20 protein-coding genes are annotated in these 22,006 nt (G+C 45.1%); 16 read left to right on the top strand and 4 right to left on the bottom strand.

Features of this window, described 5'->3' with window-relative positions; all coding sequences use genetic code 11:
• Positions 1 to 4 precede the first annotated feature (4 nt).
• Together HP399_RS16650 and HP399_RS16645 are read left to right on the top strand one after the other, a co-directional pair.
• Entirely contained in the window at positions 5 to 1,360 is a 1,356-nt protein-coding gene (locus HP399_RS16650) for a M20/M25/M40 family metallo-hydrolase (protein WP_173617659.1), read from the top strand.
• A 175-nt stretch (positions 1,361 to 1,535) separates the two neighbouring features.
• The gene (locus HP399_RS16645) at positions 1,536 to 2,111 is read left to right on the top strand and encodes a hypothetical protein (RefSeq protein WP_173617658.1); all 576 of its coding nucleotides are present in this window, start codon (positions 1,536 to 1,538) and stop codon (positions 2,109 to 2,111) included.
• A 113-nt stretch (positions 2,112 to 2,224) separates the two neighbouring features.
• Here the strand turns inward: HP399_RS16645 and HP399_RS16640 are convergent, their stop codons facing one another.
• The 3 genes from HP399_RS16640 to HP399_RS16630 all read right to left on the bottom strand — a co-directional run bounded on the left by HP399_RS16640 (position 2,225) and on the right by HP399_RS16630 (position 4,125).
• Positions 2,225 to 2,596, bottom strand: coding sequence for an ArsR/SmtB family transcription factor (locus HP399_RS16640; RefSeq protein ID WP_017248440.1), 372 nt, complete (start codon positions 2,594 to 2,596; stop codon positions 2,225 to 2,227).
• A complete protein-coding gene (locus HP399_RS16635; RefSeq protein WP_173617657.1) occupies positions 2,597 to 3,031 on the bottom strand; it encodes an SRPBCC family protein in 435 nt (144 codons plus the stop codon).
• A 170-nt stretch (positions 3,032 to 3,201) separates the two neighbouring features.
• On the bottom strand, positions 3,202 to 4,125 hold the full coding sequence (locus HP399_RS16630) for a LysR family transcriptional regulator (protein ID WP_173617656.1): 924 nt from the start codon (positions 4,123 to 4,125) through the stop codon (positions 3,202 to 3,204).
• A 215-nt stretch (positions 4,126 to 4,340) separates the two neighbouring features.
• Here HP399_RS16630 and HP399_RS16625 point away from each other — a divergent pair, with 215 nt between their 5' ends.
• From HP399_RS16625 to HP399_RS16590, 8 genes are all read left to right on the top strand, one after another.
• The gene (locus tag HP399_RS16625; RefSeq protein ID WP_173617655.1) at positions 4,341 to 5,123 is read left to right on the top strand and encodes an enoyl-CoA hydratase/isomerase family protein; all 783 of its coding nucleotides are present in this window, start codon (positions 4,341 to 4,343) and stop codon (positions 5,121 to 5,123) included.
• Between the two features lie 33 nt (positions 5,124 to 5,156).
• The gene (locus HP399_RS16620) at positions 5,157 to 6,704 is read left to right on the top strand and encodes a class I adenylate-forming enzyme family protein (protein ID WP_173617654.1); all 1,548 of its coding nucleotides are present in this window, start codon (positions 5,157 to 5,159) and stop codon (positions 6,702 to 6,704) included.
• A gap of 1 nt (position 6,705) precedes the next feature.
• Positions 6,706 to 8,292: a long-chain-fatty-acid--CoA ligase gene (locus HP399_RS16615; RefSeq protein ID WP_173617653.1), complete on the top strand. Its 1,587-nt coding sequence runs from the start codon at positions 6,706 to 6,708 to the stop codon at positions 8,290 to 8,292.
• Between the two features lie 131 nt (positions 8,293 to 8,423).
• Positions 8,424 to 9,602, top strand: a complete 1,179-nt coding sequence (locus tag HP399_RS16610) for a lipid-transfer protein (RefSeq protein ID WP_173617652.1) — start codon at positions 8,424 to 8,426, stop codon at positions 9,600 to 9,602.
• Positions 9,603 to 9,627: 25 nt separating this feature from the next.
• On the top strand, positions 9,628 to 10,443 hold the full coding sequence (locus HP399_RS16605; protein ID WP_173617651.1) for an SDR family NAD(P)-dependent oxidoreductase: 816 nt from the start codon (positions 9,628 to 9,630) through the stop codon (positions 10,441 to 10,443).
• Between the two features lie 37 nt (positions 10,444 to 10,480).
• The gene (locus HP399_RS16600) at positions 10,481 to 10,933 is read left to right on the top strand and encodes a MaoC family dehydratase N-terminal domain-containing protein (protein ID WP_173617650.1); all 453 of its coding nucleotides are present in this window, start codon (positions 10,481 to 10,483) and stop codon (positions 10,931 to 10,933) included.
• 27 nt (positions 10,934 to 10,960) lie between these two features.
• The gene (locus HP399_RS16595) at positions 10,961 to 11,368 is read left to right on the top strand and encodes a MaoC/PaaZ C-terminal domain-containing protein (protein ID WP_173617649.1); all 408 of its coding nucleotides are present in this window, start codon (positions 10,961 to 10,963) and stop codon (positions 11,366 to 11,368) included.
• Between the two features lie 127 nt (positions 11,369 to 11,495).
• Positions 11,496 to 12,692, top strand: coding sequence for an acyl-CoA dehydrogenase family protein (locus HP399_RS16590; protein ID WP_173617648.1), 1,197 nt, complete (start codon positions 11,496 to 11,498; stop codon positions 12,690 to 12,692).
• Positions 12,693 to 12,768: 76 nt separating this feature from the next.
• Here the strand turns inward: HP399_RS16590 and HP399_RS16585 are convergent, their stop codons facing one another.
• Positions 12,769 to 13,461 carry a response regulator transcription factor gene (locus HP399_RS16585; protein WP_173617647.1) on the bottom strand — a complete coding sequence of 231 codons (693 nt, stop codon included), beginning with the start codon at positions 13,459 to 13,461 and terminating at the stop codon, positions 12,769 to 12,771.
• Between the two features lie 151 nt (positions 13,462 to 13,612).
• Between HP399_RS16585 and HP399_RS16580 the strand changes: the two genes are divergently transcribed.
• The 6 genes from HP399_RS16580 (at position 13,613) to HP399_RS16555 (ending at position 21,820) form a co-directional block, all read left to right on the top strand.
• Positions 13,613 to 14,557, top strand: coding sequence for an alpha/beta hydrolase (locus HP399_RS16580; RefSeq protein WP_228088274.1), 945 nt, complete (start codon positions 13,613 to 13,615; stop codon positions 14,555 to 14,557).
• 18 nt (positions 14,558 to 14,575) lie between these two features.
• Complete coding sequence (locus tag HP399_RS16575; protein WP_173617646.1) at positions 14,576 to 15,979, top strand: DUF1254 domain-containing protein; 1,404 nt, start codon at positions 14,576 to 14,578, stop codon at positions 15,977 to 15,979.
• Between the two features lie 24 nt (positions 15,980 to 16,003).
• Positions 16,004 to 17,443 carry a DUF1254 domain-containing protein gene (locus HP399_RS16570; RefSeq protein WP_173617645.1) on the top strand — a complete coding sequence of 480 codons (1,440 nt, stop codon included), beginning with the start codon at positions 16,004 to 16,006 and terminating at the stop codon, positions 17,441 to 17,443.
• A 135-nt stretch (positions 17,444 to 17,578) separates the two neighbouring features.
• Positions 17,579 to 19,213 carry a flavin-containing monooxygenase gene (locus tag HP399_RS16565; RefSeq protein WP_173617644.1) on the top strand — a complete coding sequence of 545 codons (1,635 nt, stop codon included), beginning with the start codon at positions 17,579 to 17,581 and terminating at the stop codon, positions 19,211 to 19,213.
• A 46-nt stretch (positions 19,214 to 19,259) separates the two neighbouring features.
• Positions 19,260 to 20,759, top strand: coding sequence for an aldehyde dehydrogenase family protein (locus HP399_RS16560; protein WP_173617643.1), 1,500 nt, complete (start codon positions 19,260 to 19,262; stop codon positions 20,757 to 20,759).
• Between the two features lie 32 nt (positions 20,760 to 20,791).
• Positions 20,792 to 21,820, top strand: a complete 1,029-nt coding sequence (locus HP399_RS16555) for an alcohol dehydrogenase catalytic domain-containing protein (RefSeq protein ID WP_173617642.1) — start codon at positions 20,792 to 20,794, stop codon at positions 21,818 to 21,820.
• Positions 21,821 to 22,006 lie beyond the last annotated feature (186 nt).

Below are 22,006 nucleotides of genomic sequence, written 5' to 3'. Positions count from 1 at the left end.
TAGCATGAGCTTGGCTACTGTTCAGCGTCTAATAGAGGAGCGTAAAGAACATTATTTACAGCAACTGTTTGCCTTGTTGAAACAGAAAAGCATAAGTACAACCAATGTAGGCGTACGAGAATGTGCGGAGCTGTTGAATGAGATGATGCAGGCATGTGGGATACAGAGTCGCCTAATGGAAACAGCGGGACATCCTGTTGTATATGGAGAATGGATAAAGGCTGAGAATGCATTCACAGTATTGATCTATGGTCATTATGATGTCCAGCCCCCTGAGCCGCTCGAGGAATGGCTGTCGCCACCCTTTGAACCGACCATACGAGACGGAAGGATTTATTGTCGAGGAGTAGGAGACAACAAAGGTCAGTTAATGGCTCAGGTACTTGCGATTCAAACGTATTTGGACAGCTTTGGTGAGTTGCCAGTCAATGTGAAGCTGGTACTTGAAGGGGAGGAGGAAAACAGTAGTCCTCATCTCGCTACTTTCGTTGAAGAGAATAAAGAGCTATTGGCATGTGACCTTGTTTACACATCAGATGGGCCCATGCATGGAAGCGGTATTCCTTCTGTTGAGTTAGGTGTCAGGGGTATTCTTGGTGTCGAACTGGTAGCACACGGAGCAAAATGGGATCATCATTCGGGAAATATGGGAAACATCGCACCCAATCCGGCATGGATGCTAATTGACTTGTTAAAAACGATGCGTGATGAGCAGGGGAGGGTGCTAATCGAAGGATTTTACGATAACATCCGCCAACCGACTCCCTATGAGCTGGATTTGCTTCGCAAGCTTCCTTTTGAACGGGAGGTGTTAATCGAGCAGATCGGATATCCAGATATCGAAGCGGACGCCGAAACCTTTTATCGCTTGGTATCCTTGGAACCGACTTTCAATATTTGCGGCTTTCACAGTGGATACGGGGGAGACGGATCCAAGACGATTATTCCTGCTACTGCGCGTGTGAAAATGGATATACGGCTAGTCATCGATCAAGACCCAGACGATATTTTTCAAAAGCTTTGCGAACATGTGAAAAAACACAATCCATCCATAGAGGTTTTGCATCAAGGAGATATGAAACCTTCTCGTACTTCTGCTGAACTGGAGATCGTGAAAGTGGTTACACAGGCAGTCAGAGATGCGTACAGAGTAGATCCTCTTCTTGTACCTGGAGTCGGCGGGAGCCTCCCCGATTATGTCTGGACCCAGATTCTCGGAGTCCCATCCGTGATGGTCCCGTATGCGAATGCAGATGAGGCGAATCATGCACCGAATGAAAATATGAAAGTGGCCCTTTTTTATCAGGGCATTTCATGTACATGCCATGTGATTCATCGATTAGGGGAGCTTTCAAAGTAAGAATCAATAAGTGGTAATTTGCTATTCATATCCATATGTAATATAATGCTTGGGTTAATAGCACTCCACGTATCAGTAACGGCACGGGCGTGTTCGTGATTATTCGCGATCGCCCTTATTTCTATTACACGAGTAAAATAGTGGAGAGAGAATATGGAAAAGGTGGTCCTCAACCATGAAAAAGTCTACATTGATCCCAGCTGCACTTCTGTTAGCAGTCCTGACTGCTTGCGGCAACACGCAAACGGCAGAGCAACCAGCAAATCAAAATCAAGCGGCAACAGGTACCCAACAACCAGCGGGTGAAGCAACTACGCAAAAACCTGAAGAAGCGAAAAAAGAAGAGCAACAGGTGATCGTTGCTCCACAAGAAATCGTTGTATACAAGCAAGGGGAAAAAACATCCCTGAAGCCGGAAGATGATAAGTTCAAGGAAATTTTTGCGCTCATGAATAAACGTTTTGAAACACCTGCGGACCTCATGCGTTTTGATGACAGCACCCAAGCGGTGGAGAAGGACAAGAAAGAGGCTTTGGCAGTTGAATTCAACTACGCTGAAGTAACGACAAACACTTTGCCAGCGACTGTTGGTACAGATAACAAAGCAGAAGTAAAGGCGAAGACACTGTTCTTCGTATTGAGCGGAGACAACAAAAACCATATGTTTGATTCAGAAGATGGCAAAGCTTATGGAACGGCACCGTTGCACATGACCGAATCCACTGAACTGACTGAGCTGTTGAATAAGTAAGCCAACTACCCAGACTGTCGAGCAATCGGCAGTCTTTTTGCATAAGAAATGCCTGATTAAAGAAAACCCTCTTGATCTTGGGTCAATCGAGCAAGAGGGAAGGTCATGATAAGCTATTTTCTTTTTTGATCCGGTTCCGATTGCACGACAGTTAATGCCGTATCGCCATCGGTTTCCACCAGATGCTTCAACATAGATAGCTTATTGTTCCAAAACTGCTCGTAAAAGGATAGCCACTGCTTTACTTCTGTCAGGGGACCGGGATGCAACCGATAGATTTTCTCGCGACCTACCTTATGTCCCGTAACCAAATCTGCGTCAGCAAGTATATGAAGATGCTTAACCACAGCAGTTCGGCTTATGGGGAAATGAGAGGTAATGGCAGAGATAGGCAATTCTTTTTCAGCTAGCAAGCGAAGTACTTCTCGACGAGTAGGGTCAGCGATCGCTTGAAATACATCCACCTTTTCTGCTGAAGCAGACATTTAACCCTCCACAACCTTTTTCAGACGCTCGTGGACAATTCCAACCCAACCTTGATTCATCTTCTCACGAATCATTGCGCTCTTCGCGTTTGCTTTTCCGATGATCTCATCTGCCGCTTTCCATCCACCATGAATGAGGGTAAACTCCGTTTTATCTCCCAGGTCTTTTAAAAGAAAAGAGACTACCCAACCGTCTGTATCCCAAGCAAAAGAAAGGCGATGAGGTGCTTCTACTTCCAACACTTTGCATGGGGACGGTCCAAAAGGGGATTGGATATGAAACTCGTGACCTACCACTGGTTGAAAATCATTCGGCATAAACCAAGCAGAAATGGCTTCCGCAGTGGATACTTTTTCCCATACCTTTTGAATAGGGGCTTCGAAAACAATGGTTTGTTTAATATCTTCTACGGTTTGTTGATTGTTCTGTTCCACGGTAAATCTCTCCGTTTCGTAGTGAAAATATAACACCTTTTAGTTTTACTTCATGATGATATAACACCTTTTGGTTATATGTAAATGGTATTTTTCCTCCAATGATCAAAGACTATACAAAAAAGGAGATCAGATTTACTGAACCTCCTTTGTAACATTCATGTATCGACTCATTGTCTACTTATTTCTTTATATTGATTCGCTTGGGCTTGCAGTTCCTTTAAAAATTCCTTACCGGGTACTGAAACGTATTGGTTTTTTAATTTGATGCAATAATAGGAGACCACGGGTTCTTTTGCAATGAGGGGCTTGCAAATAATATCTTCCCTTTGAAAAAAGGGATCGGTTTTCGTTGTTAGGCGAGTTTCAAACCCCAATGCCATTCCTTGCGAGATGAAATGTTTTTTTGTTTCATAGTTTTGCGATTGAACGGAGAAGTTAATTTTGTGAAATTCCCCAAATAGATAGGAATAGAATTTTTTTGTATCACTCAAATTGGTGGATGCCACAATCGGATAGTTATATAAATCCTCCATGTAAATGATCTCTTTGCTAGCCAATTCCGAGTCCTTTCGAAAACAGACCATCATGGAGCTATCTGTGATATGGGTAGTAGTAAGCAACTTGTTTTCTTCATGGGAGGAGGGAAAAGAGTAGATGACGCCAATGTCAACATCCCCATTCAAAACATCTTTTCGAACTTGCATAAGATGTGCTTCTTTCACATGAAGATGGACCTTTGGGAATTTTGTAGTAATCGCAGCCAAGGTTTTCGGAATGAGTGTTCGACAGATGCCTGGGACTATGGAGATGGATAACTGTCCTTCAAACTCGGAAGAATCACATTTCGCCTCATTTTTAAATTCTTCGATCTGGTTTACTATTTCCTGCGCGCGTAAGATCAACTTTTTTCCTACTTCAGTGGGCTCTAATCCAGTACGTGAGCGTTCAAAAATTTTTACGCCGAGCTCTTCTTCCAAACTGCTAATTGCAAGGCTTATACCTGGAGAAGACACAAAAAGTCGTTCGGCTGTGTTCGCAATCGATCCTGTTTTTGCTATTTCGGTTATGTAGATAAGTTGCTCGATACGCATAGTTTCACCCCAGTAACATTGATTTTCATGGAAAATGTGTTTAGGAATGCTTACCAATATGAGCCATTAATATTTACATAACGTACCTTTTCATTTCTAAACTTTAAAAATAGATAATAACAGAATATCATGAATATAAGATTCCGAACAATCTGAATTATTGTTTTAATGATATCTGACCATACTCGGTCCGAGTACGAAAAGAGGTGAGTCGTATGAAGGGAAAAAACATCGTGACCACGATTGAAAACAAAATCTGCATCATCAAATTGAACAGGCCAGAAATCAGAAATCCTTTAACGGAAGCGGCATGGGAACTACTCGATACCTTTAGGGAAATTCAATATGACGACCAAGTCAAAGCGGTTATCATCACGGGTACAGAACGTGCGTTTAGTGCTGGTGGCAATTTGAATAACGTTCAGGGCGATACTTCGAATGCCTTTTCTACCCGTAAAAGAATGAAACAGTATTATGAGCTACTCCACATGATGAGAAAAGTGGAAAAGCCCATGATAGCAGCGGTGAATGGCGCCGCAGCAGGAGCAGGAGTCAGTCTTGCATTAGCCTGCGTCTTGGTGATTGCAGCCCGTTCCGCTTTCTTCATTCAAAGTTTCGTGAAAGTGGGGGCTCTTCCCGATTTCGGTGGGATTCATTTTTTGACACAATCATTGGGGCCTCACCGTGCCAAAGAACTGATGATGTTGGGAGAGCGCATCTCGGCAGAACAAGCATACCAACTCGGGATGGTGAATGAAGTAGTCGATGATAGCAGCTTGCTGGAGCGGGCATGTTCCATAGCGCAAAAGATTGCAGAAGGGCCAAGCTTGTCAATTGGACTGATCAAACAACTCGTTCACTATAGCGCAAATGTCAGTTTAGAAGAATTTTTAGAGTTGGAAGCCTTTGGTCAAGGAGTATGTTTTCAGACGGAAGATTTGAAAGAAGGAGTTACTGCATTTTTTGAAAAACGGGCTCCACAATTTAAAGGGAAATAATGTGAGATTTCCTTGTTGGTGAGGTGCGTCATCGTGAATATTGGGAGTTCACTTGTCAGAAACGCGAATATGATGCCGGATAGAGTTGCGATTATCTATCAGGATCAGACATACACGTATGAACAGCTAAATCGAATCGTAAATCGATTAGCACATGGCTTGCTTTCACTTGGGATCACGAAAGGTGAAAAAATATGCTTCATGATGAAAAACTCCAATATCTTCCCGATCGCTTTGTTTGCGGCCGCCAAGATCGGTGCTGTCACAGTTCCGATCAACGTTCGCCTGACGAAATCAGAAGCAGCATACCTCATCGATCATTCGGATGCCAAGCTAGTCATTTATGATGAAGAGTTTGGATCGTTGATTGAACAGGCTCGATCTGCCAAGGTCGCTCATTGTATTGCTGTTCATCATGCGCAAGTAGAAGGACATTTGTCTTTGCAACAGGTTCTGACTGAAAATGTAAATGATCCTGATGTAGTGGTTGAACAGCATGATGATTCTCACATCCTGTATACATCCGGAACGACAGGAAGACCCAAAGGAGCCGTATTCGATCATCATCGAGCAATTTTGTTCATTTTTCATTCGCTTGGGTTGAGTGGGGAAACAATGAACAGCCGAATCTTGCATTTCATGCCTTTCTTTCACGGTGCAGGATTCAGTATCCTCTTCAAGGATTTATTTTTGGGACAAACACTTGTCATTCAACAAAAATTTGATCCTGTTGAAGTTCTAAAAGCAATTGATCATTACAAAATTCAATCATTTATTGCCGTTCCAACGATGTATAACATGATGCTGCAAGTCCCAGATGCCGCCCAATACGATTTATCCTCGATTGAAAGTCTAAGGTATGGTGGAGCTCCGATGTCTCCCGAACTCATCAAGAAAAGTATGGAACTGTTTAAGACGGATCAGTTTAACAACCGTTGTGGATTGACAGAAGGCGGACCTTCCGGGATTTACTTATATCCGGAGGAACACAAGGAAAAGCTGGGGACAAGCGGAAAGGCAAGATTCTTGACGGAAGCCAAAGTCGTTGACAAGGATGGAAAAGAAATTGCCCCAGGAGAAATTGGGGAATTGCTTCTTCGGAGTGACATGATCATGAAGGGGTATTATAAAAATCCAGAGGCTACTGCTGAGGCAATTCGTGACGGGTGGCTGTATACGGGAGACTTGTGTTCCGTTGATGTAGATGGCTTCATAACACTTGTTGATCGCAAAAAAGATATGATTATTTCGGGTGGCAGCAACATCTATTCCGTTGAAGTAGAGAACATTCTGTACGCTTTTGATGGTGTATTGGAAGCAGCAGTGATAGGAGTTCCCGATGAGAAGTGGGGAGAAATAGTGGCAGCGGTAATCGTCGCAAAACCTGGTTATATCATCGATAGAACAGAGTTAATAGAATTCTGTCGGAAGCATCTCGCTGGTTACAAGATTCCTCGCGCAGTAATCTTCACGGACGTTTTGCCAAGAAATCCTTCTGGGAAAATACTGAAATATGAATTGCGGAGCCGTTACATAAAACATCAATCCGAATCCACTTCTTCAAATGAAAGGAGTCGGTAGTTTGAAAAAGCCATGGCACGCCTTTTATCCGAAAACGATCCCTGTTGAAATGGAAATTCCTCTGTGCTCCATCTACCATTTCCTTGAGCGAGCTGCACAAGATTTTCCTCATCATCCAGCTATTATCGAAGCGGATCTGGCGTTTACTTATACCGAATTGAAGCACGCAGTGGATCGTTTTGCCGGTGCCTTGCATCGACGTGGATGCAAGAAGGGAGATCGCTTGGGAATCATGCTGTACAATTGCAAAGAATATATCATCGCCTATTTCGCAGTTCAGCGAATAGGGGGGATTGTCGTCCAACTGAATCCCATGTTTCAGCAGCGAGAATTGCTTATCATGCTGGATGACTCGGAGCCGAGCTGGTTGATTTGTGATAGCAGTCAGATTGAGAAACTAGAAAGTACCAACTATCACAAAAAGCTGATGATCGTAACCACAGATCACAATCCAAATGGATATGCCTACTTCTATCAGTGGATCGAAGAACAAAACGATACACTCCCTCCTTTGCAAATCAATAGCAAGGAAGATATTGCCGTCCTACAGTACACAGGGGGGACGACAGGAACACCTAAAGGGGTAATGATTACGCATTACAACACGGTAGCGACCACGTACCATACCTCGATCACAGACGAAGGGGCACTTCAGCGTCCTAGCGAACGGTTTCTTGGTGTTTTCCCATTGTTCCATGGTGCAGGCCTGATGGTCATGATGGCCTCTATCTTCCATGCAGGTGTCTACATTCCCATCATGCATTTTCGCATCCACGACGCTCTTCCCATCATCCGCAAGTATCGTCCCTCTCATCTCTCAGCCTCACCGACTGTCTTTGTAGCATTAGTGAATCATCCTGACTTTCGGGACGATGATCTGCGTTCGTTGAAAATATGCAGATCAGGTGCTGCTCCGATCCCGTTAGAAGTATTGCGAGCCTTTGAACATAAGTCGGGCGTCCGTATTTCTGAAGCGTATGGACTTACAGAATCCAACGCTGTTATCGTTCGGGTATTTGGAAAAGGTATTCGAAAAACAGGAAGCGTAGGGATACCAGTCCCAAATGCCGATGTAAAAATCGTGGATATTGAAACAGGTTTGGAAGAAATGCCACCGGGAGCAACGGGTGAAATTGTTTTGAAAAGTCCGCAAATCATGAAAGGATATTGGAAAAAACCAGAAGAGACAGCGCAAACGATACGTGATGGATGGCTCTATACGGGTGACACCGGGATGATGGATGAGGATGGCTTCTTGTATGTTGTCGGAAGAAAGAAGGAAATGATCATCGCAGGAGGATACAATATTTATCCCAACGAGATTGATGAGGTCCTGTACATGCATCCAGCCGTTGCAGAAGCGTGTACATTCGGTGTCCCGGATGCCTACCGTGGAGAAACCGTCAAAGCAGCCATTGTTGTGAAGAAAGACCATTCGCTGACAGAAGAAGAAATTGTGGAATGGTGCAAAGAACGGTTGGCGAAATACAAAGTCCCCAGATTGATCGAATTCAGGGAGCAATTGCCGAAATCGGCAGTGGGCAAAATATTGCGTCGTACATTGGTTGAGGAAAATCGTACCCATTAATATTTACTTAATGTACCTTTTGCGTTCTAAACTTTATTAAATACGAGCATAATTTTATTATTAATTTAAAGATTCAAATTATTCATAAATATCTCGAGCGACTTCACCATTCTACAAAGGAGGCGAGACTATTGGGTAAAAAAGTAAAAGTAATCGGCGTCAATATGATACCGTTTACAAAACCGGGGGCACACGAGCCCTATGAAGTCATGGCAGCGAAAGCGGTAAAAGGTGCACTGGAAGATGCGGGAATTGACTATTCCGAAATCCAGCAAGCATATGCAAGTTACGTTTACGGTGACAGCACGTGTGGTCAAAGAGCGTTATATCAGGTGGGGATGACCGGGATTCCGATTTTTAATATCAATAACAACTGCTCCTCTGGTTCCAATGCGCTGTTCCTGGCACGACAAGCAGTTGAGTCTGGCGCTGTAGAGTGCGCACTGGCAGTTGGCTTTGAAGAAATGAAGCCGGGCGCATTGAAATCTCATTGGGATGATCGAACACCAGCAACAGGCTGGTTGCAGGATCGATTGAGGGAATTGTGGCCGGAAGTTCCGCAAGCACCAAATGCCATTCGTTTGTTTGGTTCAGCAGGTAAGGAGTATCTGGAGAAGTATGGAGCAAATCCAGACATTTTTGCAAAAGTGTCCGTGAAAACAAGGAATCATGCCGTTCAAAATCCGTACTCGCTATTCACACAAACACTGAAAGTAGAAGAGGTGATGAGTGCGCCGGAATTGATGCCTAAATTGACTCGTCTCATGGCGTGCCCTCCTACGTGTGGTGCAGCCGCCGCTATTGTTTGCAGTGAGGAATTCGCCAAAAAGCACGGGATTTCCAACGCAGTCGAGATTGTGGGGCAAGCGCTGACAACGGATATGAATGTCAGTCACGACAATATCCTCAATCTGGTGGGAGCCGATATGACTCGTCGTGCCGCCAAACAGGTCTATGAGGCGGCAGGCATCGGCCCAGAAGAAGTAGATGTCTTGGAACTCCATGACTGCTTCACCCCAAATGAGGTCATTACCTATGAGAGCCTGGGGATATGTGAGGAAGGTGGAGCAGAGAAATTGATCAATGATGGCGATAACACATACGGTGGCAAAGTGGTTGTCAATCCTTCTGGTGGCTTGATGTCAAAAGGACATCCAATCGGAGCAACGGGTCTTGCCCAGTGCACGGAGCTTGTCTGGCAGCTTCGCGGGCAGGCACAGAAACGGCAAGTGGAAAATGCAAGAGTTGCCTTGCATCACAACTTGGGTCTTGGTGGTGCTTGCGTCGTAACTATGTATCGAGTTGGATAAAAACGAAATGGAAGGAAGAGTGGAAATGGCGAAAATGTTGGAAAACCAAGTAGCGATTGTTACAGGGGCTGGACGTGGAATCGGCCGTGAAACGGCATTGGTATTAGCTGAAAATGGCGCGCGAGTCGTTGTGGCAGATCGAGATGAAGAACCGGCAGCAGAAGTAGTTTCTACGATCAAGGATCTCGGAAGCGATGCGATCGCATTTTGCGGAAACGTAACAGATCCAGTCTATCCGAAGAAATTGGTAGATGCGACGATTTCTGCCTTTGGCCGACTGGATATTTTGGTGAACAATGCTGGCTATTGTATTGACGGCCTTCTTCATAAAATGACGGACGAAGCATTCCAGGCAATGCTAGACATCCATCTGATCGCTCCCTTCCGATTGATTCGTGAAGCATCCCCATACATGCGCGATGTCGCCAAAAAAGAGATCGAACAAGGCATCGTTCATCACCGCAAGATTATCAATGTTTCCTCCGGGTCCGGGGTAAGAGGAAACATGGGCCAAGCTAACTATTCGTCTGCGAAAGCAGGAGTCATGGGATTAACCAAGGTGGTAGCGAAAGAGTGGGGGCAATTCAACATCAACAGCAATGCAGTAGCATTCGGGTTCATTGATACACGGCTTACACGACCGAAAGAAGAAGGATTGATTGTCAATGGGGAAGCAGCGGGCATTCCAGAAAAAGTACGGAACCTGTTAATCAACAATATCCCTCAAAAACGCGTTGGCAGTGCAAGGGAAGCAGCCGAAAGTATCCTATTCCTGGCTTCCCCATTGTCTAACTACATTAATGGACAAGTGCTTGGGGTAAACGGCGGTTCCTTGACGTAATCATTCCGTCCAATTTATGCAGATGAGGTGAATGAACGTGTCAAATGTGAAAGATTTGATCGGGCTGGAGTTTAAACCTTACACCATGCCCGTAGAAAAAGGAAAAATAAAAGAATTGGCCCTCGCCATTGGTGATGACAACCCGATCTATTACGATCTGGAGGCTGCCAAAAAAGAAGGCTACGATGGAATCCCGATCCCGCCAACCTTTTTGCAGGTTATTGACTTGTGGGGCGGCATGGGTTCCGTTGAAAAAATGGAGAAGTTGGGATTAAAACTGGCGAGAGTTTTGCATGGACAGCAATCCTATGAATACTTGGGTGACATTGTCGCGGGAGATGTGCTGTCAGTCACGAGCAAGGTTGTCGATGCCGAAACGAAGACAGGAAGCAGCGGGTCGATGGACTTGGTCACATCTGAAAATCAGTATCGAAATCAGCGAGGCGAACTGGTAGGCATTACGAGAAACACGATCGTGCATCGTCATTAACGGGGGATGAGAAGAATGGAGAACGCCATGATATTTTATGAGGATGTAAGCGAAGGATACGAGTTCCCTGTTCTGGAAAAAGAACCGATCACCCGCGTGCAGCTCGTTCGGTTTGCAGGTGCTTCCGGCGATTTTCACCCGCTGCATCTGGTGGAAGAGTTCGCAGAGAAAGCAGGCATGAAGATCATCGCTCACGGAATGCTGGTCATGGGGATGCTGTCCCAAGGAGTTACTTCCTGGGTTTCTCGAAAAAACATTCAGAAAATTCAAGTTCGTTTTTGCAAAATGACACTGCCTGGCGAATCGATCCAGATTGTCGGAAAAGTATTGGAGAAAAAGTTGGATAACACTGTAGTAGGAGAAGTGCTGGCAAAGAACAGCGAAGGAGAAGTCAAAGTTTCAGGCATCTTTGAGGCGAAATTGCCATCAAGGTAATAGATTTGTCTGCGTTACCTAACTGACCGGCTTGAGTACCGTGGAATTGGTTGCCACTATAGCCCTCCCGGTTCTCATAGACGGTCTTTCCTATATGTATGAACAATCCAAAAAAGAGGAGGGGTGCATGGTGTCAAATTCGACGACTTCATCAAAACCAAATACATTTGATTTATTTAGAAGAGAGAGATGTTTTCTCACCCATGAACATGATATGTTCCGAACTTCTTTGCAAAAATTTCTCGAAAAAGAAGCTGTCCCTTCCATCGAGAAATGGGAAGAAGAAAAATACACGCCACGAGAATTTTATGAGAAGCTGGGTGCGCAAGGGTTTCTTTGTCCGCAGGTGCAGCCTGAATATGGCGGTCTTGGCCTCGACTTCGGCTTTAATCTCGTCTTGGCGGAAGAGTTACATCGTGTTGGGGTAGGTACGTTGGCAAGCACGAGCTCTTCGATTATCGTCCCTTACCTCGAAAGATTTGGAAACGAAGAGCAAAAGAAAAGGTATTTGCCCAAATGTGTGAGTGGAGAGGTAACGACGTCAGTGGCGATGACAGAGCCTGGGATCGGATCGGACTTGGCGAGTATGAGTACAACGGCTATTCGTGATGGCGATCACTATATCGTAAACGGGCAGAAAACCTTTATCTCCAATGGTATCAATGCACCGCTGTTTTTTGTTGCAGTCAAAACCGATCCAAAAGCAACTCCAGCTCGGAAAGGTGTCAGCATCCTCTTGGTGGATGCGGATACACCCGGATTTTCCCGCGGACGCAAATTGAAAAAGCTGGGCCAGCATTCTACAGATACCGTTGAGTTGATTTTTGAGGATGCGCGTGTTCCCGTTGGTAATCTGCTAGGTGAAGAAGGCCAGGGCTTCTACTACTTGATGGAAAAATTGCAGCAGGAACGGTTGTTGATTGCTTTGGGTGCAATGGTCATAGCAGAAGAGATGCTCAAGACAACTATGAGCTATGTAAAAGAAAGGCATGCTTTCGGGAAACCGATCAGTTCCTTTCAGAACACGCAATTTGAGATTGCAGAAATGGCAACCGAATTAAAAATGGCCCAGACCTTCCTTGATGATTTAACCAAAAAACATATGCAAGGAGAAAATATCGTTACCCAAATTTCCATGGCAAAATGGTTCATTACAGAAATGGCAAGGAAGATGTCAGCCCGCTGCTTGCAGCTTCATGGCGGATACGGATTTATGGAAGAATATCCGATTGCCCGTCGTTATCGGGATGTTGCCGTGATGCCTATCTATGGTGGTACAACGGAAATTATGAAAACTATTATTGCCAAAAACCTTGGTCTATAGGGGAAAGAATTATTACGCAGAACAGACTGCCGACAGAAACCTCTGTCGGCTTTTATGTATCCTTCCACTAATTCGATTAAATAATTCCTTGGCGGTAGAGCTCTCCAACAGCATGGGAACGATTGTTGGCGCCCAGCTTTTGAATCGCAGATTTTACGTATTGTTTGACGGTTAATTCACTGATATTCAGGGAATCTGCCATTTCCTTCGTACTCTCACCCCACGCGATTTTTTTCATCACTTCCAGTTCTCGTTTGCTTAGTTGCAAAGAGTTTTCTACCCGCTGATAGTCTTCAATGAACTTTCCAACGAGCTTGCCATACAGAGTGACAGACGCAAGGATATTGTCATCAATGATTGCTCCCGTATGGAATTCTTTGGAGGATATAAAGCCAATGACGACCGAACCGTAGCAAATGGGGGAAACTAAAACGGCATGCGCATTTGAGGAATGAGGGTAATTGCTGCTGGTTTGTTTGAAGAACTCAATGCCAGAACAGTACTTGGCCTTTCTTTCACGGATGACATCCTGCAAAAAGCTATATCCTCGAATATCATCACGTTTTTCCCGTATATGACTTAATCCTCTTGCTGAGAGAGAGATAATTCCTTCTCCAAAATAGCCAATAGGCGAATAGCGATATAAAGAAGCGTCCTGAGTTGGAAATAGCTCCAGGTATAATTCAAGAATTTTATATAATTTTTCTTCATGATTCGTTATGGCATCCAGCTTTCGAACTTGTTCTTCAATGGTATAGATTGAAGTCACTTTGTCATCTCCTTTTGGGGGAATCGATATACGACAAAATGGGAATATTCCAATTATACAGAAAAAAGTAGGCTTAAGATAAGGATTATAGCTCTTCTCTGAATCTACTACCTTCAAGTATACATCATATCAAGGGAAGGATGGATGTTTCGTGGCAAATTTAGATCCAAGAGCAAAAGTTTATTTGGAAAGGATTAACCAATTACCGCCCCTCCATAAATTGGAGCCGCAAGCAGTAAGAGACATATTTGCACAGATCCCTGCTATCGAGGTAGAGCTTGCACCTCTAGCAAAAGTGGAGGACAAGCTGATTCCTGCTGGGGCAGATGCCGAAACAAACATCAGGATGTACACACCGGAGGGGCAAGGTCCGTTTCCGCTTTTTGTCTATTATCACGGTGGCGGTTGGGTAATCGGTGATCTTGAAACCGTAGATGCTAGCTGTCGGATGCTGGCTCATCTATCAGGAAGAATCGTCGTATCCGTCGATTATCGATTGGCGCCGGAGCATAAGTTTCCTGTTCCCGTCGCTGATTCCTATGCAGCGTTAAAGTGGGTGAGTGAAAATGCTTCCTCTATTAATGGAAGCGCTTCCGACTTGGTAGTTGGCGGTGATAGTGCAGGAGGAAATCTTTCCGCCGTTCTCTCGCTTCTTGCAAAAGACCAAAACGGCCCGGCAATAAAGGCACAGGTCCTTATTTACCCAGTGACGGATATGCGCTTTGACTCTCCATCTTACATGGAATTTCAAGAAGGGTTCGGTCTGAATCGGGACCTGATGTTGTGGTTTTCCAACCATTATATCAATCATGAGTATGATAAAGGCAATCCGTATGTAGCTCCATTATCAGCGAGAGATTTGAGCAATCTCCCTCCTGCTATCGTGATCACTGCCGAATGTGATGTATTGCGCGATGAGGGAATGGCATATGCCGAACGCTTGAAGAATGCAGGAGTAAAGGTCGAAGCGGTATGCGAGAAGGGGTTAGTACACGGATATTTTACGAATATGGCCGTATTTCCGGAGCAGATAAAAGCAACAGTTTCTCGCATAACGGAATTTTTGCATACAATCGATCAGATTGTAACCAAGTAGGGTAGGGGGCTTGGAACGATGTTGAAAGGAAAACGATTGATTTTATCACTGGCTACTGTTCTGACAACGCTATCCTTTTCTGCTAGTATCCCTGCTGTAACAGCTCATGCACAGGCTAACGCTATGGCATCGCAGGGAACGGTATCAACGAAACAGTCACGTGAGAATCTTGCGTACAGCCTGGGTATCCAAGCCTACATTTACGGCTATCCTCTTGTGACATTGGAAAAAAAGAAGAGGAGTGCTTTACAAGACAAAAGGCCCTTGAATCAGTTTTTTCATCTTCAAGCGCTGCCTGCTGCTGATTATAGAGGCGTGGTCTCCCCGAATCACGATACGTTGTACTCGGCTGCCTATCTTGATCTTGCGCAAGGTCCACTGGTTCTGCACGTACCTGATTTCGGAAAAAGATATTATACCATCCAATTGATGGACGCTTGGACAAATTCTTTTGACTATATCGGGACGAGAACCACTGGCACAAAAGAAGGCAAATTCGTCATCGTCGGACCAAACTGGAAAGGCGAACTGCCAGCAAATATGAAAGGCATCAAGTCCCCGACTAATACAGTGCTTGCTGGTGGGCGTATTTTAATAGATGGAGAAACAGATATTCCGAATGTAACCGCCCTTCAAAAACAGATGACGATTACACCCCTTGTCCAATCAACGAAGATCAGCTCTTCCTCGAATGCATCTGAAGCGATATTGGACGAAAAGAACCCGCTGTCGTTCTTTGGCCTCCTGACCAGCTCCATGAAATCCAATCAGCCGGCTTCAGCGGATGAAGCTCACGTCAAGCAGTTCGAACAAATTGGAATTTCCCCTTTCCATGATTTTGATGAAACTGCGTTGGATGAAGCCACTCTGGCAGGATTAAGACGCGCTGTAAAAGATGGGGAAGAAATCATTGCAATGGCAAGTGCTGTCAAAGGACAAGGACAAAATTCATGGAGTCTAAACCTCGATTACGGAACATATGGGGTGGATTACCTAAAGCGAGCAGTTGTCGCTCGTACGGCCTTCGGTGCCAACATCCCGAGTGAGAGCGTATACCAAAGGACGGATGTGGATCGCGATGGAAACCCACTATCCGGAGAGAATCGTTATGTCATTCGCTTTTCAAAAGATAACCTTCCTCCTGTTGATGCTTTTTGGTCATTAACCCTGTATGGAGCAGATTATTACTTCGTACCAAACCGTCTCAACCGTTATGCCATTGGCGATCGCACGAGGGAACTGAAATACAATGCAGACGGCTCTCTCGATATTTACCTCCAGAAAGATCCGCCTGCAGGAAAAGAATCGAACTGGCTACCGACTCCAGCAGAAGATTTTAACTTGATGCTCAGACTGTATTTACCCAAGCCGATTGTTCTGGAAGGCAATTACGAAATTCCCAATGTGCAAAAAGTAAACTGACAAAAAACAATGGAGGAAGTGCTTGTGAAAAAGGCAGGACTGTTCATTACAGCATTGAGTGTACTGACATCAATGGCAACGGGTAGTGCATATGCAAACGAAAACAAGCAATATCATGCAGGAAGTGTTCAGCCACAAGCTTCGGCCACACCAAATTCCGCGCCACTCGTGCAAGCTCCGTACCGAACCAATTTGGCGTACAGTGTAGGGGTTGATGCATATATTTACGGTTATACCCTAGTGGAAATGGCAAGAACGATGCAGCAGTTCACAGAGAAAACCCCTTTAAACACATTCCATCACGACAAGGTGTTGGCAGATGCAAGTTTCAAAGATTTTGTCAAACCGAACAATGACACGTTGTACTCGACAGCATGGCTGGATTTATCAAAAGGTCCGCAAGTGTTGAGCTATCCCAAAATTGATCGATACTTCACCTTGCAAATGATGGATGCCTACAGCAACTCATTCAAGTATATTGGTGGGTCCAAACTGGATGAATATAAAGGTGGAAAAGTAGTAATTGTGGGACCGAAGTGGGAAGGAAAGCTGCCAAGTAACGTAGAGGTCGTTCGGGCACCTACGGACATGCTTTGGATTCTTGGTAGAACATTTGTGAATGGCGAAAAAGACTTGCTCAACGTTTATAAAATTCAAGAAGGGTATAGGCTAGCGTCCTTGGATGCTAACCAGAAACCGGGGGCGATCGATCTGCCCAAAATAGAATCGGCGGATTTCGATGATCCGTCAAAATTTTACCCATTACTCGCCGAATTGATGAAGCTTAACCCGCCACCACAAAGGGACGAAGCTTTCCTAAGCAAGCTTGAGTTCATCCGCTTGGATTATCAGGCAGGGACATTTCACGCAAACAATGATCCTGTTGTATGGGAAGGGTTGACGAAAGCAGTAAAAGATGCAAAAGAGATCATAAAAAATTCCATCGGTATTCTGCAAAGACCCAACAATGGAAATTGGCGAGTAAACAATGAGCGAGTGGGTATTTATGATACCTATTATTTAAATAGAGCCATGGTTGCCATGCATGGAATTGGTGCCAATACACCGGAAGAAGCTGTTTATGCATCAACTCGTGTGGATGATGGCGGGACTCCGTTGGTCGGACAGAAAAAATACGTGATTCATTTTGAAAAAGAGCAGATCCCTCCGACAAAATCGTTCTGGTCGCTTAGTCTATACAATTTTGAAAATCACTTTATCGATAATGAGTTGGACCGCTATTCCATTGGCGATCGCACGGAAGGGCTGAAATACAATGAGGATGGTTCGCTGGATATCTACATTCAAAGCACACCACCGAAGGGCAAAGAGACTAACTGGCTGCCATCGCCTACCTCAACGACAGCTCCAAATTTTAGTTTGGTAGTAAGAATCTACACCCCGGATGAGTCTTTACAGGAGAATACCTTTGTCATACCGGCTATCAAAGTAGTGAATGAGTAAAGCTTTGAACCTCTCCTTTTGAGGGAATGTTCACGTGTGGAATTGGGAATATTCAGATAACTAACAAAACCATAAACTTTAAGTAGTCGCTTCAACTATTCTACTAAATGATTTCATTGGGAGGTTGGAACAGGAATGACGAATGCGAATAGCGACTTCGACGCGGTGATTATCGGAGCAGGATTCTCAGGGCTATATATGCTCTATCGCTTGCGTGAAGCAGGATTTTCTGTACGAGTCTACGAGGTCGCTCCAGATGTTGGAGGCGTATGGTATGCCAATCGTTATCCGGGAGCGAAATGCGACTCGGAAAGCATCATTTACAATTACATGTTTTCTGAGGAGCTCTATCAGGAATGGACTTGGTCCTCCAGATATCCAGAGCAGGCAGAAATACTGAGTTACCTCAACTATGTAGCGGACAAATTCGATTTGCGACGTGACATCCAGTTCAAAACGCGCATGACGGCGGCCTATTACGATGAGGTACATAACAGGTGGAGACTCCAAATGGAAGACGGCACACATGTAACGGCGACGTATTTTATTACGGGGGTCGGTAATCTCTCCTCCTCCAATATCCCCAAGTTCAAGGGCTTTGATAGCTTCGAAGGCGAGTGGTACCACACCGGACATTGGCCACACGAAAAAGTAGAATTCAAGGGGAAGCGAGTTGGAGTGATCGGTACAGGTTCAAGCGGCATCCAGTCGATCCCCGTCATTGCCGAGGAGGCAGAGCATCTGTTTGTCTTTCAGCGGACACCAGGGTATTGCACGCCAGCGAGAAACCATCCCTATGATCCGGAATTTATACGCCAGACGAAATCTAACTATAGTGAGATAAAACGGCAAACACGTGAATCTGCAACTGGCTATCTTCACAAAGTGCAAAATGATCGATCTGCGTTGGAAGATACACCGGAAGAACGCCAGCGGGAATATCAAAAGGTCTGGGATCGGGGAGGCTTTGGGTTAGGTAGCACTTACAATGACTTGATACTAAACGCAGAAGCCAACGAAACAGCAGCCGATTTTATTCGCTCTAAAATAAGTGAAGTTGTAAAAGACACCAAGGTGGCCGAGCTTTTGAAACCAACTTATTATTTCGCTGCGAAACGGCCTGTTCTGGACACCAATTATTATGAGACATACAACCGCCATAATGTCACGCTAGTCGATGTGAAGAGTGCGCCGATTACCGAGATAACACCCAAGGGACTCAAAACGACGGAAGAAGAGTATGAACTGGATATCCTCGTTTTTGCAACTGGTTACGATGCGATGACCGGGCCGTTGTTTAAGATCGATATTCGTGGAAAAGACGGAATCTCACTCAAAGAAAAATGGGCGGGAGGTCCGCAAACTAGAACGTACCTTGGCATCGCAAACGCTGGTTTCCCGAACATGTTTATGATTACTGGTCCTGAGAGTCCTTCCTCCTTGTCCAACGTTCCTGTTTCCATTGAGCAGCATGTGGAATGGATTGGCGATTGCATAGAATATTTGCGCGAACATGGGATTGCATCTATTGAGGCGAAAGTGGAGGCAGAGGAGGCTTGGAGCAAGCATTGTAGTGAAGTGGCGGATTCGACACTCTACACGAAAACAGATTCCTGGTACACAGGTGCAAATATAGAGGGCAAACCACGTGGATTCCTCATCTATGTAGGCGGTGTTGGAGCTTATCGCAAAATTTGCGACGAGGTCGCAGCCAAGGGCTATAAGGGCTTCTCCTTAACACCGTCGTCCACTAGAGAAACCATATCCTAGAAGTAGATGCAAATGAAGAAAAGCAAATTGACAGGAGATGAAAAGCATGTCCAAAGTTTTGGGTGTACCGCAAGAAAGCGTAGCACAGTTCCTTTCCGACAAAAAACAAATGCTGATCAATGGCGAATGGGTTCCTTCTCTCTCCGGCAAAATCTATGAATCTATCAATCCAGCAAATGGGGAGGTCATTGCGAAAATTTATGAAGGAGACGAGGCAGACGTAGATCAGGCAGTTCGTGCAGCAAGAGCAGCATTTAACGGGTCTTGGTCCAAAACTTCTCCTGCAGAACGAACAAAATTCCTCAATAAGCTCGCCGATTTGCTGGAACAACGCGTCGAAGAATTTGCTTATCTCGAGACGCTGGATGGCGGAAATACGATTACGCTAACACGCCACGGCTTCGTCCCAAGTGCAGTCGCTCACTTGCGCTATTATGCAGGATGGGCGACAAAATTAACAGGACAAACGATACCGCTTACATCAGGTGGCAATTTTCATGCCTATACACGAAGAGAGCCTTTAGGGGTTTGCGGACAAATCACACCATGGAACTATCCTTTGCTGGGGACAGTCTGGAAGTTAGCTGCTCCGCTCGCCGCAGGGAATACCGTGATTTTGAAGCCTTCCCAGCAAACCACCCTAACAACTTTGTTACTTGGTGAACTGATCATGGAAGCGGGTTTCCCCGCAGGAGTGGTGAACATTGTAACAGGCTCCGGTCGTAAAATTGGGGAAGCGATCACGAGTCACCCTGATATCGACAAAATCGGTTTCACAGGGTCAACGGAAGTGGGCAAAGGCATCATGAGAAAATCCGCTGACACTCTGAAAAAAATCACACTGGAATTAGGCGGAAAATCACCAAACATTATTTTTGCGGATGCCGACCTGGACAAAGCGATTCAAGGCGCGTTTATGGGAATGTTTACAAACCAGGGCCAGATATGTGTGGCAGGGACTCGACTCTATGTGGAAAAGTCAGTCTTTCAACAGGTCACAGAAAAATTGGTTGAAATGGCACAAAAAATGAAAGTGGGGAACCCACTAGACCCAGCTACACAGATGGGACCGCTGATTTCCAAAGAGCACTTGCAATCGGTGAAAAATTATATTGAAATCGCCCAAAAAGAAGGAGCTACCGTTTTAACAGGTGGGAACGTTATACAAGAGGGCGAGCTGGCAGGCGGTAATTATTTGGAGCCTACCATTCTTACTGATCTCGAAGAAAATTGCACTGCCGTAAAAGAGGAGATATTCGGCCCGGTCTTGTGCGTCATGCCGTTTGAACAGATAGAGGAAGTCATTGAAAGAGCGAACGAAACCGAATATGGATTGGCTGCCGGTGTATGGACCCAAAACTTGACAACTGCGCATAAAGTCATCGATGCATTAAAAGCAGGAACTGTCTGGGTAAATACGTACCTCAAATCGGATAATGGTCTTCCCTTTGGTGGGCATAAGCAAAGCGGAATCGGCGTGGAAATGGGCAATCAAGGTATTGAAGCATACACAAAAACGAAAAGTGTCTTAATCAGCCTCAATTAAATCAATCAAAACCATATCAGGGGGTAAACAGAATGAAGGCACTGGTACTCGTAGATAAACAGAAATGTGAAGTGAAAAATGTTCAAGATCCCACACCTGATAAAGACGGGATTCTTATTAAAGTAATGGCAAATGGAGTATGCCGGAGTGACTTGCATTTTTGGCTGCATGGACAACCGGCAAACCGTATTTTGGGTCATGAATTCTGCGGCGTCGTAGAAGAAGTGGGTAGGGAAGTGACCCATTTTAAAAAGGGAGATCGGGTAGTTGTCCCATTTATCGGAAGTGATGGAACTTGCCCTTTTTGTCTCAGTGGGAAGTCAAACCTGTGTGACTCCAGGTCATTCCCCGGGATGTCCTATGATGGCGGCTACGCAGAATACGTCGCCGTTCCAAAAGGAGACCGGAATGTCATCCACTTGCCAGAGGAAATTGACTTCCTCGATGCTTCGGCCTTGGGCTGCCGCTTCATGACCGCGTTCCATGGTCTGGTCGATCGGGCACAAGTTATGCCTGGGGAGTGGGTGGCCATTTATGGATGTGGTGGACTCGGACTTTCTGCGATCAACATTGCCTCAGCAATGGGGGCAAATGTAATCGGTGTGGACATTCAAGATACGAATTTGGCGTTAGCCAAGCAGATGGGAGCAGCTTATATCATTAACAGTCGTAAAACGAACCCCGTCGAAGCCATCATGGAACTCACGAAGGGTGGAGCGGACGTGTCTGTTGATGCACTGGGCCATTCTGAAACATGTGTAAACTCGATTCTCAGCCTCAAAAAGGACGGACGTCACTTGCAAGGGGGGCTTATTACACACGATGGTGGAAATGTTACGATCCCTGTGACTGATATGGTCAAGAAAGAAATTCGCTTCCTTTCTACCTTTGGTATGCCGGTTCATGGTTACTCGTCTTTGCTCTCTTTTGTGTTGCAAGGAAAACTTTCTCCTAGCAAAATGGTGAATCGCGAGGTTTCTCTTTCTGAAGTGAACGACATTTTTGAAGGGATGACCCAAAATACGCTGACCGGAACATTTGTTGTCACAAAATTCGAATAAGAAAAGCTAGTCATTGCGAACATTGGGAAGAGTCTGCTGGTCATCACAGCAGACTCTTTTTAACTGCCAGCAATGGGCAGAGTGCTGATAGAAAACGAACACAAGTTACCATGGTTCTCATGGTTTTAGTGAGCATCATATTGTTAACACAGAACGAAAACGTCGAGGGGAAAACCGGCGTTTTTT

The organism is Brevibacillus sp. DP1.3A (assembly GCF_013284245.2).
Classification (GTDB): Bacteria; Bacillota; Bacilli; order Brevibacillales; family Brevibacillaceae; genus Brevibacillus.
This window is presented reverse-complemented; position numbering and strand designations above follow the sequence as displayed.